Annotated in this window: 12 protein-coding genes and 2 riboswitches; of the genes, 3 read left to right on the top strand and 9 right to left on the bottom strand. The window is 68.6% G+C overall.

The genetic code is table 11. The features are described 5' to 3' along the window. Nucleotides 1–50: 50 nt before the first annotated feature. Nucleotides 51–953: a 3-hydroxyisobutyrate dehydrogenase gene (gene mmsB / locus ACFVTM_RS15210; RefSeq protein WP_390204343.1), complete on the bottom strand. Its 903-nt coding sequence runs from the start codon at nucleotides 951–953 to the stop codon at nucleotides 51–53. Nucleotides 954–1148: 195 nt separating this feature from the next. Between mmsB and ACFVTM_RS15205 the strand changes: the two genes are divergently transcribed. Then, complete coding sequence (locus ACFVTM_RS15205) at nucleotides 1149–2048, top strand: LysR family transcriptional regulator (RefSeq protein WP_390204591.1); 900 nt, start codon at nucleotides 1149–1151, stop codon at nucleotides 2046–2048. A gap of 106 nt (nucleotides 2049–2154) precedes the next feature. Here ACFVTM_RS15205 and ACFVTM_RS15200 read toward each other — a convergent pair whose 3' ends face one another. The 3 genes from ACFVTM_RS15200 to ACFVTM_RS15190 form a co-directional block, all read right to left on the bottom strand. Beyond that, on the bottom strand, nucleotides 2155–3534 hold the full coding sequence (locus ACFVTM_RS15200; protein ID WP_390204342.1) for an MFS transporter: 1380 nt from the start codon (nucleotides 3532–3534) through the stop codon (nucleotides 2155–2157). Nucleotides 3535–3700: 166 nt separating this feature from the next. Beyond that, on the bottom strand, nucleotides 3701–4909 hold the full coding sequence (locus ACFVTM_RS15195) for a homoserine O-acetyltransferase (RefSeq protein WP_390204339.1): 1209 nt from the start codon (nucleotides 4907–4909) through the stop codon (nucleotides 3701–3703). A 12-nt stretch (nucleotides 4910–4921) separates the two neighbouring features. Continuing rightward, nucleotides 4922–5037, bottom strand: a riboswitch (SAM riboswitch). 319 nt (nucleotides 5038–5356) lie between these two features. Next, the gene (locus tag ACFVTM_RS15190) at nucleotides 5357–6673 is read right to left on the bottom strand and encodes a bifunctional o-acetylhomoserine/o-acetylserine sulfhydrylase (RefSeq protein ID WP_390204338.1); all 1317 of its coding nucleotides are present in this window, start codon (nucleotides 6671–6673) and stop codon (nucleotides 5357–5359) included. Between the two features lie 63 nt (nucleotides 6674–6736). Beyond that, nucleotides 6737–6852, bottom strand: a riboswitch (SAM riboswitch). A gap of 169 nt (nucleotides 6853–7021) precedes the next feature. Between ACFVTM_RS15190 and ACFVTM_RS15185 the strand changes: the two genes are divergently transcribed. Next, nucleotides 7022–7660, top strand: coding sequence for a VOC family protein (locus ACFVTM_RS15185; RefSeq protein WP_390204337.1), 639 nt, complete (start codon nucleotides 7022–7024; stop codon nucleotides 7658–7660). 117 nt (nucleotides 7661–7777) lie between these two features. Here ACFVTM_RS15185 and ACFVTM_RS15180 read toward each other — a convergent pair whose 3' ends face one another. Beyond that, on the bottom strand, nucleotides 7778–8545 hold the full coding sequence (locus tag ACFVTM_RS15180) for a CPBP family intramembrane glutamic endopeptidase (RefSeq protein ID WP_390204336.1): 768 nt from the start codon (nucleotides 8543–8545) through the stop codon (nucleotides 7778–7780). Nucleotides 8546–8678: 133 nt separating this feature from the next. Here ACFVTM_RS15180 and ACFVTM_RS15175 point away from each other — a divergent pair, with 133 nt between their 5' ends. Further along, nucleotides 8679–9359, top strand: a complete 681-nt coding sequence (locus ACFVTM_RS15175; RefSeq protein WP_390204334.1) for a histidine phosphatase family protein — start codon at nucleotides 8679–8681, stop codon at nucleotides 9357–9359. 20 nt (nucleotides 9360–9379) lie between these two features. Here ACFVTM_RS15175 and ACFVTM_RS15170 read toward each other — a convergent pair whose 3' ends face one another. The 4 genes from ACFVTM_RS15170 to ACFVTM_RS15155 form a co-directional block, all read right to left on the bottom strand. Further along, nucleotides 9380–10606 (bottom strand): imidazolonepropionase, encoded by a 1227-nt coding sequence (locus ACFVTM_RS15170; RefSeq protein ID WP_390204333.1) that lies wholly within the window; start codon nucleotides 10604–10606, stop codon nucleotides 9380–9382. A gap of 11 nt (nucleotides 10607–10617) precedes the next feature. Beyond that, nucleotides 10618–11763: an NAD(P)/FAD-dependent oxidoreductase gene (locus ACFVTM_RS15165; protein WP_390204331.1), complete on the bottom strand. Its 1146-nt coding sequence runs from the start codon at nucleotides 11761–11763 to the stop codon at nucleotides 10618–10620. Nucleotides 11764–11789: 26 nt separating this feature from the next. After that, nucleotides 11790–14186: a SulP family inorganic anion transporter gene (locus tag ACFVTM_RS15160; RefSeq protein WP_390204329.1), complete on the bottom strand. Its 2397-nt coding sequence runs from the start codon at nucleotides 14184–14186 to the stop codon at nucleotides 11790–11792. 632 nt (nucleotides 14187–14818) lie between these two features. Next, nucleotides 14819–16039, bottom strand: a complete 1221-nt coding sequence (locus ACFVTM_RS15155) for a glycine C-acetyltransferase (protein ID WP_390204328.1) — start codon at nucleotides 16037–16039, stop codon at nucleotides 14819–14821. Nucleotides 16040–16069 lie beyond the last annotated feature (30 nt).

Below are 16069 nucleotides of genomic sequence, written 5' to 3'. Positions count from 1 at the left end.
TGAAAGGCGGTGCGGCCGCGAAGGGCGGGTCGGGAAAGGGCGCGGAGCGCCTAGTTGGCGGGGTCGAGGCTGCCGTCGACGAGCTTGACGATCATCGAGCAGTCCTGGCCGGACTGGCCGGAATCGATCAGCCGCTGGAAGAGCTGCTGGACGTGCTCGCCGAGTTCCAGCGGGGTGCCGGTGTCGCGCGCGGCGCTGATGGCCAGCCCGATGTCCTTGTTGGCCAGCTCGGTGGTGAACGTCGGGGCAAAGTCGTTGTTGGACGCCGCGGTGGGCACCACACCGGCCACGGGGTACCAGGTGCGCAACGCCCAGCTGTCGCCGGAGGAGACCGAGGCGATGTCCCAGAAGACCTGCTTGTCCAGGCCGAGCCGGTCGGCAAGGACCGCGCCCTCGGCGGTGGAGGCGAGGTTGATGAAGAGCATGAGGTTGTTGCAGATCTTCGCGGCCTGGCCCGTGGTGGCGCCGCCGGTGGGGATGATGTTCGCCGCCATGGGGCGGATGTATTCGGTGGCATCGGCGACGGCGTCGGCCTCGCCGCCGACCATGAACGTCAGGGTGGCGGCCTTCGCGCCGCTCATGCCGCCGGAGACGGGCGCGTCGACAAAGCGGAAGCCGGCGGCAGCGGCGGCGTCGTGCAGGGCCTGGGCGGAGGCAATATCGATGGTGGAGGAATCCACCAGCAGGGTCCGGGTGTCCGCGTGGGACAGGACGCCGCCCTCGCCGAGGTAGACGGCGCGGGCGTGCTCGCCCTTGGGGAGCATGGTGAAGACGACGTCGGCGCCGGCGACGGCCTCGGCGATGCTGCCGGCGGCCTTGACTCCCCCGGCCTCGGCGGCGGCAACGGCTGCGGCGTTGAGGTCGAAGCCGCGGACATCGTGTCCGGCCTGTGCGAGGTTGACCGACATGGACCCGCCCATGTTTCCCAGTCCGATCCAGGCGATAACTGCCATGGCTTAAGCTCCTTTGCTTGGTGGTTGCCGTGGGCTCCGGTGTGAAAGCCGAGGCCATCCGTGTCCACCATCACACCCTGCTAGAGTGCAATCAAGGGGAAAAATCACAGAGGCTATGTGCACAGATGCACACACGCTGCACGGGCTTCCCTATCCGCTGACAACACACTCGCTGAAGAGGGGCCACCCGTGGACTTGCGACGGCTTCCGAGCCCCGATGACCTGCTGATCCTGCTGACGGTGGCTCGGCTGGGCCGGTTCAACGCCGTGGCGGAGACGCTCGGGACCACTCACACCACGATTTCCCGCCGCGTCCTGGCCCTGGACAAGCAGCTCGGCGGCCGGACGCTGGAACGCAGCCCGCACGGCTGGGAGCTGACCGAGCTCGGCAGCCAGGCCGTCGCGGCGGCCGAGGCCATCGAGGGCACCCTCGGGGCCCTGTCCAGCAGCATTGCCCGGTCCGGTGACGTGGTGTCCGGCCTTGTCCGGATCAGCACTCCGGACGGTTTCGGCGCCGAATTCCTGGCGCCGGCCCTCGTCCGGCTGCAGCGGGCGAATCCCATGCTGAACGTGGAGTTGCTCAGCGCCACGCGCAAGGTCAGCCAAAACCGCTCCGGCGTGGACCTGGAAGTGGTGGTGGGCAACATGGAAACCACCAATGCCAGGGCCATCTTCCTGAGCAACTATTTTCTCCGGCTGTACGCCAGCGAAGGTTATGCGCAGGAGCACGGGCTGCCGGCAACGCTCGACGACGTCCGGCAGCACGGGTTTGTCTCGTACGTCGAATCGGCGCTCCAGGTCGCGGAGCTGGGCCACCGATCCACGCAGCTGCCGGTGCCGCGCTCCAGCTTCCAGGCCACCAGTGTGTTCGCCCAGCTCGAGGCCGTCCGGCGGGGCGCAGGGATAGGCCTGCTGCCCAATTTCCTCGTGGCGGGCAGGCCCGGCTTCCTGCCCGTCCTGCCGGACGATTTCCAGCGCCAGCTGCCCATCTGGGCGGTGGCCCGGCCCGAGTCGCTGCGCTCAGCCCCCGTCCGCGCAGTGCTCGAGGCGATCCGCGGCGAAATTCGGGAGCGCCAGGACGTCCTGGCCGCCTGAGTCCGCTTAAAAACAGACTGCCCGTATCCGCGGGGTGCGCGGATACGGGCAGTCTGGCCCATTGTGGTTTTGGCGGCCATTTTTCCCTGGCTGGGCTTTCCCGGGACTACCGCTTGCCGGCGGCGAGGAGGTCTGCGGTGCCCTGGGCGTCGGCGGCGTCGACGTCGTGGAGCGAAATGCCGCGGGTCTCCTTGAGGAAGAAGACGGCCACCATCGTTACCAGGCAGGCGCCGAGCAGGTAGAGGGCCACCGGGACGGAGGACTTGAACTGGCTCAGCAGGGCCGCGGCGATGATCGGGGCCATGGAACCGGCAACGATCGAGGTGACCTGGTAGCCCAGGGAAACACCCGAGTAGCGCATCCGCGTGGGGAACATCTCGGCCATGATGGCCGGCTGGCCGGCGTACATCAGGGCGTGGAAGAGCAGGCCGATGGTGATCGCGGCCAGGATGATGAAGTCGTTCTTGGTGTCCATCATGGGGAAGGCGAAGAAGCCCCAGGTGCCGCCGAGGATGGCGCCGGCCATGTAGACCGGCTTGCGGCCGAAGCGGTCCGACATGCGCCCGACCATCGGCACCACGGCGAAGTGGACGACGTGCGCGACCAGCAGCAGGAGGAGGATTCGGGAGGTGTCCGTCTGGACAATGACCTTCAGGTACGTGATCGAGAACGTGACCACGAGGTAGTAGAGGATGTTCTCCGCGAACCGCAGGCCCATGGCGGTGAATACGCCGCGCGGGTAGCGGCGGAAGACTTCGGCTACGCCGTAGCCCTTCTTCTCGATGGTGACTTCCTTCTGCGCCTCCAGGAAGATGGGGGCGTCCGTGACCTTGGTCCGGATGTAGTAGCCGACCAGCACGATCACGGCGGAGAGCCAGAAGGCCACGCGCCAGCCCCAGCTGAGGAAGTCGGCGGAGGACAGGGTGGCGGACAGGGTGAACAGCACCGCCGTGGCCAGCAGGTTGCCCAGCGGAACGGCGGACTGCGGCCAGCTGGCCCAGAAGCCGCGGGACTTGCTGGGGCTGTGCTCGGCGACGAGCAGGACGGCGCCGCCCCACTCGCCGCCGACGGCGAAGCCCTGGGCGAAGCGCAGGAAGACCAGCAGGGCCGGCGCCCAGTAGCCGATCTGCGCGAAGGTGGGGAGGCAGCCCATCAGGAAGGTCGAAACGCCCACCAGGATGATGCTGAGCTGGAGCAGCTGCTTGCGGCCGAACTTGTCACCGAAGTGGCCGAAGACGATCCCGCCGATGGGGCGGGCGACGAAGCCGACAGCGTAGGTGAGGAAGGCTGCGATGATGCCGTCCAGTTCCGTACCCGAATTGGGGAAGAACATCTTGCCGAAGACCAGGGTGGCCGCGGAGGCGTAGAGGAAGAATTCATACCATTCAACCACCGTGCCGGCCATGGAGGCCGTCACTACCTTCTTCAGGCCGGACGACTTGACCTCGGTTGCTTCAGCGCGCCTCGCGGCGTTTTCCGTACTCATCGTGACTCCTTTGGCGTCTCCATCGACACCCTGTGGACCATTGGACTGAGGACGCCTGTGATGCAGGGCACATGGCGTCATTCACCCCGAGTATGGACGCTCCCGCCCCTGGCCTCAACGGCCATTAGTGCAGAGCCTATCTGCAAAAATGCACAAACGAGGCTGCCTAGTGGCCGAAGAAGGTCTCCCGCAGCTGGTCGCCGAGCTGGCCGATTTCGGTCAGGAACCCGTCGTGGCCGATCGGCGCCTCAATGATGTGCAGTTCCGCACCGCCGGGCAGGGCATCGGCCAGTTCGCGGGTCTGGGCCGGGAAATACAGTCGGTCCGAGTCCACGGCAGCCACCAGGAACTCGGCGCTGGCCGGGGCCAGCGCCTCCGGCAGGCTTCCGCGCCCCCGGCAGACGTCGTGGCTCATAAGGGCCTCGGTAATGGCGATGTAACTGTTGGCGTCGAAGCGCCGGACCAGCTTGCTGCCCTGGTGGTCCAGGTAGCTTTCCACCTGGTAGCGCCCGCGCCCGGCCAGGGATCCGGCTTCCAGCGGCGCCTCCGGCGCCTGCGGGTTCCGGCCAAACCGGCCATCCAGTTCGGCCGCGGAGCGGTAGGTGATGTGGGCGATGCGGCGGGCGAGGGCCAGCCCTGCTTCGGGCTCCGGGCCGCCGTAGTAGTTTCCGCCATTGAAATGGGGGTCCTGGCGGATGGCCAGGGTCTGGGCCTGCGCAAAGGCAATCTGTTCGGCGGTGCTGCTGGGGCCGACCGAAATCACGGCGCAGCGCCGGACCCGGTCCGGGTACGTGACGGCCCATTCAAGGGCGCGCGCGCCGCCGAGCGAGCCGCCCACCACGGCGTACCAGCTGCCGATGCCCAGGGCGTCGGCCAGCCGTGCCTCGGCGGCGGTGGTGTCCCGCAGCGTGACGAGCGGAAACCTCGATCCCCAGGGGCGCCCGTCCGGGGCCGGGGTGGAGGGTCCTGTGGAACCGTAACAACCGCCCAGGATGTTGATCGAAACGACGAAGTACTTGTCCGTGTCCACGGGAGCCCCGGGTCCGGCGAGCTGCTCCCACCAGCCGGGCTCCTCGCTGGCGCCACGGGTGACATGTGTGTCGCCGGTCAGGGCATGTTCAATGAGCACGGCGTTGGAGGCGTCCGCGTTCAGGGTCCCCCACGTTTCGAAGCCGAGGACCACGTCCGGCAGCAGGATCCCGGATTCGAGCTGCAGGTCACCGATCCTGACGTACTGGACGGTCCCGTCCGGCACACGGGAAGCAGTGTGGGCGGGGGCAGTTTCCGGCGTGCTTTCCGGCGCCGTTGCGGCGGCAACAGGGCTCGGGGCTGGATTGGTTTCGGTTTCACCGCTGCGGGTGACGGCAATCGTCATAATGAGGACCTAACTTCGCGCTTGCCTGCCGTCAGCTGACCGGCAGGCCAGGTCTTCACCCGGGGCACCCCGCCGCAAATGGAGGGTTGCCGGCCAGCAAGCCGGGGCTGTCGCTGGCACTCATGACCTGGTACGAGTCTACGAAACGGGGTGCGGAAATGACGAAGATTGTGACTTCCGTGTGACAGCCGGGCGATCCCCGTGTCGATCCAGCCCGTCGAGTTCGCCGGAACCCTGCATCCAGCCCGTCGAGCTCGCCGGAACCGTGCATCCAGCCCGTCGAGGTCGCCGGAAGCCTGCCCAGGCGCCGCAAGGTTACGGCGACTGCGACGGGTTCCGGCGAACTCGGCGTGTCCCGCGCCGGCGAACTCGGCGTGTCCCGCGCCGGCGAACTCGGCGTGTCCCGCGCCGGCGAACTCGGGGCCGGCGGCTGCCAGAGAGCCCCGGTCAGGCGCCCTTGGCGGCGCGGAATCCGGCGTCGAGGTCCGCGAGGATGTCGTCGATGTGCTCCAGGCCCACCGACAGCCGCACCAGCCCGGGATTCACCCCGGCGATCTCCTGCTGCCCGGGCGAGAGCTGGCTGTGCGTGGTGGACGCCGGGTGGATCACCAGGGAGCGGACGTCGCCGATGTTCGCGACGTGCGAGTGCAGTTCGAGGGCATCGACGAACCGCTTGCCGGCCTCCGCTCCCCCGGCGATGTTGAAGGCGACGACGGCGCCGGTCCCCTTGGGCCCGTACTTACGGCCGCGCTCGTACCAGGGGCTGGACGGCAGCCCGGCATAGGCGACCGATTCGACGTCGTCCCTTCCCTCCAGCCACTGCGCCACCTTGGTGGCGTTGGCCACGTGGCGTTCGACGCGCAGGCTCAAGGTTTCGATGCCCTGGGCGATGAGGAAGGCGTTGAACGGGGACACGGCAGAGCCGAGGTCGCGCAGGAGCTGGACCCTGGCCTTGAGGATGTAGGACAGGTTGGCGCCCAGCGCGCCGTCCGCACCGAGGTCCCGGGCGTAGACCAGGCCGTTGTAGGTGGGGTCCGGGGTGTTGAAGCCCGGGAACCGGCCGGGGTCCTTGCCGAAGTCGAACTTGCCTGAATCCACGATCACACCGGCGATCGCGGCGCCGTGGCCGCCAAGGTACTTGGTGGCGGAGTGGACCACGATGTCCGCGCCCCACTCGATCGGCCGGATCAGGTAGGGGGTGGAGAGCGTGTTGTCCACGATCAGGGGCACGCCGGCCTCGCGGGCCACCCCGGCGACGCCTTCGATGTCCAGCACGTCCTGGCGCGGGTTGGAGACCACCTCGCCAAAGAACAGCTTGGTGTTGGGCTGCACGGCGTCCCGCCAGTGGTCCAGGTTGTCCGGATCCGCGACAAAGGTCACGGAGATGCCGAACTTCTTCAGCGTGTGGGCGAGCAGGTTGTAGGTTCCGCCGTAGAGGCTGGGGCTGGCCACCACGTGGTCCCCGGCTTCAGCGATGTTGAGGATCGCGAAGGTCTCAGCGGCCTGGCCGGAGCTGAGCAGCAGGGCCGCGAGGCCGCCTTCAAGGCTTGCCACGCGCTGTTCCACGGCGTCCTGGGTGGGGTTGCCGATCCGGGTGTAGATGGGGGCAATTTCGGCGAGCGCGAAGCGGTTCGCGGCGCTTTCGGCGCTCGGGAACACGAACGACGTCGTCTGGTAGATGGGCAGGGACCGCGCGCCGGTGGCGGAGTCGGCCTCCTGGCCGGCGTGGATCTGGCGGGTTTCGAAGGACCAGGCAGTGGACAATTGACGCTCCTGAGGGTACTGGGCACAGCCCCGGCCAGGGCCGTTCGGCCCTTACCGGCGCAGGCGCCGCGCTTGCCTTCCGGCGGGCGCCGGAAGGCCAGGTCCTCACCCGGGGCACCCCACCGCGAGACGAGGGTTGCCGGCCAGCAAACCGGGGCTTTGCGCTGGCGCTCATGACCTTGCTTCAGTGTAGGAATGGCGGCGGAGCGCTGGATAGCTTTGTGACGAAGATGAAGGCGGCGGCCCACGACTGCCCCGCGGGACGCCACCGCGGCCGCCCCGGGACGTCCCACGACGGTAAGGCAAGCCTAAGCTGAGAGCTCCATCACAAAGTGCCAAGATGAGGGCATGCGCATGGATCACGTCTCTTACGCCTGTGAACACGATGGCTTGGCAGCCACCACTGAACGTATTGCGTCTGCCCTCGGCGTCGAAGCCGTAAAGGGTGGAGTGCACCCCCGTTTCGGGACACGCAACATGATTATCCCGCTCGCCGGACACAAGTACCTGGAAGTCGTGGAGGTCCTGAACCACCCGGCGTCGGACAAGGCCCCGTTTGGCCAGGCTGTCCGGGCACGCTCCGAAGCGGGCGGCGGCTGGATGGGGTGGTGCGTCGAGGTTGACGATCTCGCCCCGTTCGAGGAGCGGCTCGGCCGCGCGGCCGTGAACGGCAACCGGAAGTTTCCCGACGGCCGTGAACTGGTCTGGAAGCAGATCGGCATCCTGGGGCTCATCGCCGACCCCCAGGTGCCCTACATGCTCAAGTGGGAGGGCGATCCGGGACTGCACCCGTCCAACGCCTACGCGAGCGAGGTCAAGATGTCCGCGCTGACCATTGCCGGTTCGGCAGCGCGCGTGACGGAATGGCTGGGTGAGCCGGTGGAAAAGCCGCTGGAAGACGTCGCCGTGAACTGGATCGCGCCGCACGGTACCCCCGGCATCCTCTCGGTCACGTTCGAGACCGCCTCCGGAGCGGTCACGATCTAACGCTCCACCTGCCCCACGCTTCGGCCGCCATCCCCTGGGTGCCAACGATGTCACCCAGGAGATGGCGGCCGAGATTATTTAACGCCCGCCCTTAAGAGCAACGCTTGGGGAGCCGGCTCAGCCCAGGCCCACGGCCTTGCCGAACAGGCTGAACCCCACGAACGCCACGGTATCCAGGATGGCGTGCGCGATCACCAGCGGCATCACCCGCTTGGTCCGCGTGTAGAACAGCGCGAAGATGACGCCCATGACCGCGTTGCCGATGAACGGCCCGAACCCCTGGTACAGGTGGTAGCTGCCGCGGAGCAGGGCACTGGCGATGATTGCCGCCGGCATGCTCCAGCCCAGTTTCCCGAGCCGGTCCAGCAGGTAGCCCACCACAATGACTTCCTCCACGATCCCGTGCCGGATCGCGGACAGGACCAGCACCGGCACCGTCCACCAGTACGCGTCCAGGGCGCTGGGGATGATCGCCGTCGTGATCCCCAGCGCCCGGCCGGCGGCGTAGAGTCCCAGGGACGGGATGCCGATGAGCGCGGCGAGTCCCAGCCCCTGCAGGAGGTCCTTCCCGGGCCGGGCGAAGTCGAAGCCGATCTTCCGGAACGCCGAGGTTCCGCGCTCTCCGGCCGGCCAGTGTTCGGTGAGGAAGTAGATCACAAGGGCCACCGGGGCCAGGGCGAAGATGATGTCCAGCAGCTGGTAGGTGAGGTCGAAGTATTCGCGCGGGCTCTGCGAACGGTTCAGCGTGGACGTCCCCTGGGCCAGCGGCGCCTTGGTCATCTTGTCCAGCAGCTGCACCAGGGAGTAGACCGCGGACTGTCCCAGCGACAACCCCAGGACAATCAACACTTCGAACCGCAGCCGACGGCGGGAGGGAACCAACATGTTTCTATCTTGCCTGCAGTTGCCGATAGTTTGCTGGTGCCCCGGCTGGACAGGGTCACCGGCTGGGGCGGGGCCGGCGGTCCCGGCCATGCCGGCACGGCCGGCTTTGGCGAGAGCCCTATGCTTGGGGATTATGAGTGCGCCCCGGAAGATCATCATGATCCGGCACGGCCAGTCTGCCGCCAATGCCGATACCTCGATCTACAACCGTGTTCCGGACTACCGGATTCCGTTGACGCCGCTGGGTCTGGAGCAGGCAACCGCGGCCGGCGACGAGGTCAAGCGCCAGCTGGACGGGCGTCCGGTGTGCGTCTACGTCTCCCCGTACCTGCGCGCCTACCAGACCCTCGAGGCGCTCAACCTTGGCCCGCTCGTGGAGCGGGTGATCGAGGAACCGCGGCTGCGGGAACAGGACTGGGCCAACTTTCAGATCGCCGGCGATATTGAGGACCAGAAGGAGCTCCGGAACGCCTACGGGCATTTCTTCTACCGCTTCCGCGAGGGCGAGTCCGGTTCCGATGTGTACGACAGGATTTCCTCCTTCATGGAAACCCTGCACCGGCACTGGTCGAAGCCCAACTACGCCCCGAACGCGTTGTTTGTGACGCACGGATTGACCATGCGGTTGTTCTGCATGCGCTGGTTCCACTGGTCAGTGGAATATTTCGAGTCCTTGAACAACCCGGAGAACGCCGAGGTCCGCACGCTGCTGCGCACGTCGCGCGGGAAGTACGAGCTCGACAAGCCGTTCACGCAGTGGGAGCAGCGGCGCGTGGACGAAACCGTCCTCGACGCTCCGCCCATGATGTTCTAGCCCGCGCAACGCCCGCCGGGCTACCGGACCGCCTGCGCAACGCCCGCCCGCCACACCGCGTGCGTCAGCGGGATGCCGGGGCGGTACGCCAGGTGCGTCGCCGACGGCGCGTTCAGCAGGTGCAGGTCCGCGCGGTGCCCGACGGCGATCGAGCCCACCGCGCGTTCGCCGTCGACGTCGTTCCCGGACTCCCGCCCCAGGGCCAGGGCGCCGCCGTACGTCGCGGCGCGCACCGCCTCATGGACGCTGAGCCGCATCTGCAGCACGGCGGTGGTGACGCAGAACGCCATGGAGCTGGTGTAGGACGTACCGGGGTTGCAGTTGGACGCCAGCGCGATCTGCACGCCGGCGTCGAGCAGGTCCCGGCCCGGGGCCAGCGGCTGCCGGGTGGACAGGTCGCAGGCCGGCAGGCACGTGGCCACCGTGCCCCGGATGCCGGACCCGCCCGAGCCGCCATTGGGGTCCCACCCGGACCAGGTGGCGGCCAGGGCGTCGACATCCGCCGCCGAAAGGTAGTTCACGTGGTCCACGCTCGCGGCGCCGACTTCCACCGCCAGCCGGACGCCGGGGCCCTCGCCCAGCTGGTTGCCGTGGACGCGAAGCCCAAGTCCGGCGGCCTTGCAGGCCAGGAGCACCCGGCGCGACTGGTCCTCGTTGAAGGCGCCCTGCTCGCAAAAGACGTCGGCCCAGCGTACGTAGGGCCGGACCGCGGCGAGCATCGGCCCGCAGACCATCTCGGTGTATTCCTCCGCGTCCACCCCGGCCGGCACCAGGTGCGCCCCAAGGTAGGTCACCTCGTCCGCGACGGTCGAGGCGATGCGGGCGCTGCGGGCCTCGTTCTCGAGGTCCAGGCCGTAGCCGGTTTTGGTCTCCAGGTAGGTGGTGCCCTGGGCGACGGCCTCGGCCACGCGGCCCATCGCCAGGCGGGTGAGGTCGTAGTCGGATGTGCTCCGGGTGGCACCGGTGGTGACGGCGATCCCGCCGGCGCTGTAGCTCTGCCCGGCCATCCGGGCCTCGAATTCGGCCGTGCGGTCCCCCGCGAAGATCAGGTGGGTGTGCGAATCGACCCAGCCCGGCAGCAGCGCGCGGCCGCCGGCGTCCACGGCCTCGTCGGCCGCCGGGGCCCCGGCCGCGGGGCCGAGCCAGGAAATCCGCTCGCCCTCAATCACCACCGCCGCGTCGCGGAGGACACGGTGTTCCGCGTCCTGGGTCATCAGTTCAGCGATATTGGTAATGAGGGTGCTCATGGGTCCATTCTTCAGCGCCGGATGGACCAGCGGGTCGCGGCCAGCGCCTCCGCTGTCCGGGATGCCGGACTGGCCTCTGCACTCGACGCCCGGGCCGGGGACCCGGTGGCGGGCTCCTGGCCGGCGCCTTGCCCGGCGAGGATCAGCCCGGCGGCCAGTTCGGCGATCCCGGAGGAGGTCTGGAAACCGTACCCGCCCTGGCCGGCGAGCCAGAAGAATCCGGTGGCCTCGGCGTCGAACCCCACCACGGGGACGCCGTCGGCCGCCTCCGTCCGCAGCCCCGTCCAGGCCTTGCGGACGTCCCGGATCCCGAGCGTGGTGATCGCGTTGAGCCGGGCGACGAGCCGTTCGATGTCGCCGGGGTAGGGCCGGGCGTCCTCGGCGCCGCTCGGCACGTGCTCCGAGGGCGAAATCAGGACCTGGGAGTTATCCGGCCGGAAGTAGAAGCTGTCGTCCGCCGCCGCCACCATGGGGCACGCGGGCGGGAGCGGATGCTCGACGTCGACGATCGCCGCGGTGCGGCGGTACGGCTGGAGTCCGAGCTTCTCGACGCCGCTGAGGACGGCGAGCTCGTCCGCCCAGGCGCCGGCGGCGTTGACCACGACGGCGGCCTGGAAGCCTTCCTGCCCCGCGCCCAGTTCCCAGCCGGTGCCGAGGCGCTGGGCCGAATGGACCCTGGCGCCGGTGATGATGTCCACGCCGCCGGCCTCGGCGCGCCGCCGGTGGTCCTCGAGCAGCACCGGGGCGTTGCAGGCGAAGGATCCGGTGTCCAGGCCGGCGGCGCTGAACGAGTCCGGGACCAGCACCGGGCACAGGTCCAGGGCCTCGGCGTGGGTGATCCTTTGCATGTGTCCGCTTGCCTCCGCCCGGACGGTGGCATCGTCCCCGATCAGCATGAAGCTGCGCGGCGAGAGCACCGGGTCCGGGCGGTCAGCGTCCTGGGCGGCGATGAGGTCCAGCGTCCGGACAGTGAGTTCCTGGACCACGGGCGGGCCGTAGCTGGGAATCAGTTGCCGGGCCGAGCGGGCCGAGGTGTGGTAGGCGAGGGTCTGCTCGGCTTCGATCAGGGCCACGCTGCATTGCCCGGCCAGGGTGGAGGCAAGGGACAGTCCGGCGATACCGCCGCCGACAATTACGACATCGTAATGAGCTGACATGGGTCCATCCTTGCAGATGGTCCGCGTCAGGCCACGCCAACACCGACGCTCGGGTGGCCGGCGTCGTCGGTGGCCCGAGGAAGCGGGTCCAGGTGGCTGATGCCGGTAGGGTTCACCTGCAGGACCTGGGCAGTGGCAATGTCGTAGAACAGCCCCGTCAGGTGCAGCTCGCCCGACTCCAGGGCCTGCTGCAGGCTGTGGTGCCCCCGCAGCTGCTCCAGCTGGATGGCGACGTTGACCATGGCCAGCTGGTCCGCCTCCCCGTACCCGGCGTTCGCCGCATCGGCCTGCACCGGGTGGCCCGCGCGGAACGCGGCCATGCTCGGCCGGGCGTGGTCCAGCCAGACGTCGACCGGGGTGCGGCCGGCCCCGGCACCGGTTGAGTGCCCGGCCCCAAACTCGGGTGAGTGCCCGGCCGAGTGCTTCGGCGCCGTCAACGCCTCAGCCATCAGGGCGGACATCGCTCCACAGCCGGAGTGCCCGCAGATGACCACGGACTTCACGGAGAGTTCCTTGAGCGCGAATTCGAGGGCGGCTTCCACCGAGGGGTCAAGGCCGTCACCGCCCGCGGCGTTGCCTACGACGTTGCCCACGTTGCGGACGGTAAAGAGGTCACCGGGGCCGCTGCTGGTGATCAGGTTCGGCACCAGCCGGGAGTCGGCGCAGGTAAGGAACAGCGTGTCCGGGTCCTGCCCGGCGGAGAGTTCCTGAACGTGGGGACGGAGCAGGTGCGCGTGGCGGCGGTGGTAGCTGTCCACGCCGGCCAGCACCGGGCTCAGCGGGCCGGGCAGCTCTGGCGTCGGGCCCGCATGGCCGGTCCGCCCGTGCCGCTGCCAACTGCGCCAGGGGGCAAATCCGCCGCGGAGAGCCGAGCGTGAACTGCCCCGCGCCGGCGGCCGGTCCTGTGCCTCGCGAAGGGTGGCGGTGCCGCTTTCCTCGATCTCCACGGTGCCGCCGTTGCTGACGTGGCGCCGGCGCCAGGCGTCCAGGGTGTCATGGACCGGGTGGTCAAGGAAGTCCACCTCCAGCTCGACGGTCACGTGCGATCCCGGCGGCACGGACGCGAGCACCTGGCTGAGGCGGGGCAGTGAAAGGAAGCTGCAGGAGCCGTCAATGACTACCCGCCAGCGCTGGTCGTCCCGGGCGCCGAGCGGTTCGGCGTGGATCCCGGCGCGGACCACGCGCCACAGGACGGACGCCATGGCCAGGGCGAGCCCGGTGATCACGCCTGCCAGGAGGTTCACGAACACCACGGTCAGCAGCGTGACGGCGTAGATGGCCAGGTCTCCGGTGACGCGGGCCGTGGTGAAGTCCGCCACCTTCACCAGCCGCACGCCGATGATGATCAGCAGACCCGCCAGGACAGCCACCGGAACCAGCTCGATGACGCTGGCCAGCAGAAGCGAGAAGACCAGGACCCAGACGCCGTGAAGAATGGCGGACTTGCGGGTCCGCGCCCCGGCTTCGAGGTTGGTGGCGCTGCGAACGATGACCCCGGTGATGGGAAGGCCGCCCAGCATGCCGGACGTGACGTTTGCGGCGCCCTGGCCGACGAGTTCACGGTTGAAATTTGTTCGTTCGCCGTGGTGCATCCTGTCCACGGCTACCGCGGAGAGAAGCGACTCGACGCTCGCCACCAGGGCGATGGTCACGACGCCGACGGCGATGGCGCTCCAGTGTCCGCCCGGCAGTTGCGGCAGGGACAGCGCGTCCAGCAGGGACCCGTCGAAGGTGATCCGGTCGACGTCGGACGTCAACGGCAGCGACAGCGCCGTGGCGGCGACCACAGCCACCAGGGGTGCGGGGACGCGCCGCAGGGACGCCGGCACGTACTTCCAGCCCAGCAGCAGCAGGATCACGGCGACGCCCAGGACCGCTGCCTGGGGGTCCAGCGAGGCGATGCTCGCCGGCAAGGCCTTGACGTTCTGCCAGGCTGATTCGCCGGCCTCGGCGCCGAGCAGCACATGGGTCTGCTGCAGCACGATGATGATGCCGATGCCGGCCAGCATGGCGTGCACGACCACCGGGGCGATGGCCAGGGCCACCCGGCCAACCTTGGCGATGCCGAGCAGGGCCTGCAGGACCCCTGCAGCCGCCGTGATGGCGCAGGTGGCCGGCCAGCCGAACTGTTCGATCAGGCCCGCCACAATGACGGTCAGGCCTGCGGCGGGGCCGCTGACCTGCAGGGGCGAGCCGCCCAGGGTGCCGGCCACGATCCCGCCGATGGCTGCGGCGATCAGCCCGGCCATGACCGGCGCGCCGGACGCCGCCGCGATGCCCAGTGACAGCGGGACCGCCACGAGGAAAACTACAAGGGACGCCGGTAAGTCCCAGCGGAGCCCGGACGTCAGGGCTGTTCGGAGGGGAATCCGGCTGCCAGTGGCAGCGGCTGGGCGTGGATCCGTGACGGCGGGTGCGGGCATTTCAGTCCTTGGCTCGTTGGGCGGGTCCTGATCCACGCTATTGACGCCGCCGCCGGGCCCGCAAGGATGCCTGCCGTGAGAAGAAACACGAGGTCAGAGCCGTAAGAATCGCCGTAACAGAGTCTTTGCTGCCCCGCCCCGGTCCCGGTCGGGCACGGCCTCATGGGCCGGTCTGGCCCCCGAAAAAATCCCGGCCAATTTCAAGTCATATGGGTATTTGGGGCCTGTTTGTGGATCTGGTCCCGAAAAGAATTTTCCCGCGCGGCGGCCGTTTGCGGGAATTGAGTCCAGTCGGGGCCTCCCCGGGAAAGGCCTCGGTGGATCATTCGAAGATGGCTGAAGTGCCATATCCACGCCTCACACCACTGGACATGTCCCTCGTTGCCGCGCGCCGTCCCGGGACATGCCCTCCCCTGGTCCGCACTACTGGACATGTCCCGAGTTGCCGCCTGCCGGCCAGGGACATGCCCTCCCCTGGTCGTGGCCGTTGGACATAGTGGCATCATGTCCAGTCCTCGCTGCCGGAGCTGGGCAAGTGCCGCGGGGAAGCACCGGACAAGCACCTGGAGGAAGCCGGGACGAACGGGCAAGGCCGGACCCCTTGTAATTGAACTGGGGCCCGGCCTCGGGGATCAGGCGGCGCCGGCTGCGGCGACAGCAGCGCGGCTGCGCACGAACGCCTGGACGCAGGCTTCGACGTCGTCGGCGCTGTGGGCGGCGGAGAGCTGGACGCGGATCCGGGCGGCGCCCTTGGGGACCACCGGGTAGCTGAATGCCGTCACGAAGACGCCGTGGTGGAGCATGGCGTCAGCGACTTTGGCGGCCATGACGGCGTCGCCGAACATCACCGGGACGATCGCGTGCTCGCCGGGGAGCAGGTCGAAGCCTTCCTCGCTCATGCGGTTCCGGAACTGCTCAGCGTTGGCGAAGAGCTTGCCGCGCAGTTCGCCGGAGTTTTCCACGAGGTCCAGGGCCTTGAGCGTGGCCGCGACGATCGCCGGGGCCAGCGAGTTGGAGAACAGGTAGGGGCGGGCCTTCTGGCGGAGCATGGCGATCACTTCGCTGCGGCCGGAAACGTACCCGCCGGAGGCGCCGCCGAGGGCCTTGCCGAAGGTGCCGGTGTAGATGTCCACGCGGTCCGAGACTCCGGCGTGTTCCGGCGTGCCGGCACCGGTGGCGCCCATGAAACCGACGGCGTGGGAATCGTCCACCATGACCAGGGCATCGTACTTTTCGGCGAGGTCGCAGATCGCTTCGAGCGGGGCCAGGAAGCCGTCCATGGAGAACACGCCGTCGGTGACGATGATCTTGCGGCGGGCCGGGTTCTCCTGGGTGGTGGCCGCAATCAGCTTCGCTTCGAGGTCGGCCATGTCCTGGTTGGCATAGCGGAAGCGCTGGGCCTTGCAGAGTCGGATGCCGTCAATGATGGAGGCGTGGTTCAGGGCGTCGGAGATGACGGCGTCTTCCGGGCCGAAGAGCGACTCGAAGACGCCGCCGTTGGCGTCGAAGCAGCTGGAGAACAGAATGGTGTCCTCCGTGCCGAGGAACGCCGAGACGCGCTGCTCCAGGGCCAGGTGCAGGTCCTGGGTGCCGCAGATGAAGCGCACGCTGGCCATACCGAAGCCGCGCTCGTCCATCGCGGACTTGGCGGCGGCGATGATGTCCGGGTGGTCCGCGAGGCCCAGGTAGTTGTTGGCGCAGAAGTTCAGCACGTCCGCGCCGGACTCGCCGATCTGCCCGGCCTTGATGCGGTTGGCCTGCGGCGAGTCGATGTGCCGCTCGGTTTTGAACAGGCCGGCGCTGCGGATCTCATCGAGTTCGTGCTGCAGCTGGTCCTTGATGGCTGAATACATGGGTTGGCTCCTCAGCTGGTTGGATGCGGG

Origin of the sequence: Arthrobacter sp. NPDC058130 (genome assembly GCF_042884475.1) — a bacterium.
Classification (GTDB): Bacteria; Actinomycetota; Actinomycetes; order Actinomycetales; family Micrococcaceae; genus Arthrobacter.
This window is presented reverse-complemented; position numbering and strand designations above follow the sequence as displayed.

Bases quoted from the DNA above. Each gene is read 5' to 3' on its own strand.
- ACFVTM_RS15185 (WP_390204337.1), top strand. From the start codon at position 7,022: ATGCGCATGGATCACGTCTCTTACGCCTGTGAACACGATGGCTTGGCA.
- mmsB (WP_390204343.1), bottom strand. From the start codon at position 953: ATGGCAGTTATCGCCTGGATCGGACTGGGAAACATGGGCGGGTCCATG.
- ACFVTM_RS15175 (WP_390204334.1), top strand. From the start codon at position 8,679: ATGAGTGCGCCCCGGAAGATCATCATGATCCGGCACGGCCAGTCTGCC.
- ACFVTM_RS15160 (WP_390204329.1), bottom strand. From the start codon at position 14,186: ATGCCCGCACCCGCCGTCACGGATCCACGCCCAGCCGCTGCCACTGGC.
- ACFVTM_RS15180 (WP_390204336.1), bottom strand. From the start codon at position 8,545: ATGTTGGTTCCCTCCCGCCGTCGGCTGCGGTTCGAAGTGTTGATTGTC.
- ACFVTM_RS15155 (WP_390204328.1), bottom strand. From the start codon at position 16,039: ATGTATTCAGCCATCAAGGACCAGCTGCAGCACGAACTCGATGAGATC.
- ACFVTM_RS15170 (WP_390204333.1), bottom strand. From the start codon at position 10,606: ATGAGCACCCTCATTACCAATATCGCTGAACTGATGACCCAGGACGCG.
- ACFVTM_RS15165 (WP_390204331.1), bottom strand. From the start codon at position 11,763: ATGTCAGCTCATTACGATGTCGTAATTGTCGGCGGCGGTATCGCCGGA.
- ACFVTM_RS15195 (WP_390204339.1), bottom strand. From the start codon at position 4,909: ATGACGATTGCCGTCACCCGCAGCGGTGAAACCGAAACCAATCCAGCC.
- ACFVTM_RS15200 (WP_390204342.1), bottom strand. From the start codon at position 3,534: ATGAGTACGGAAAACGCCGCGAGGCGCGCTGAAGCAACCGAGGTCAAG.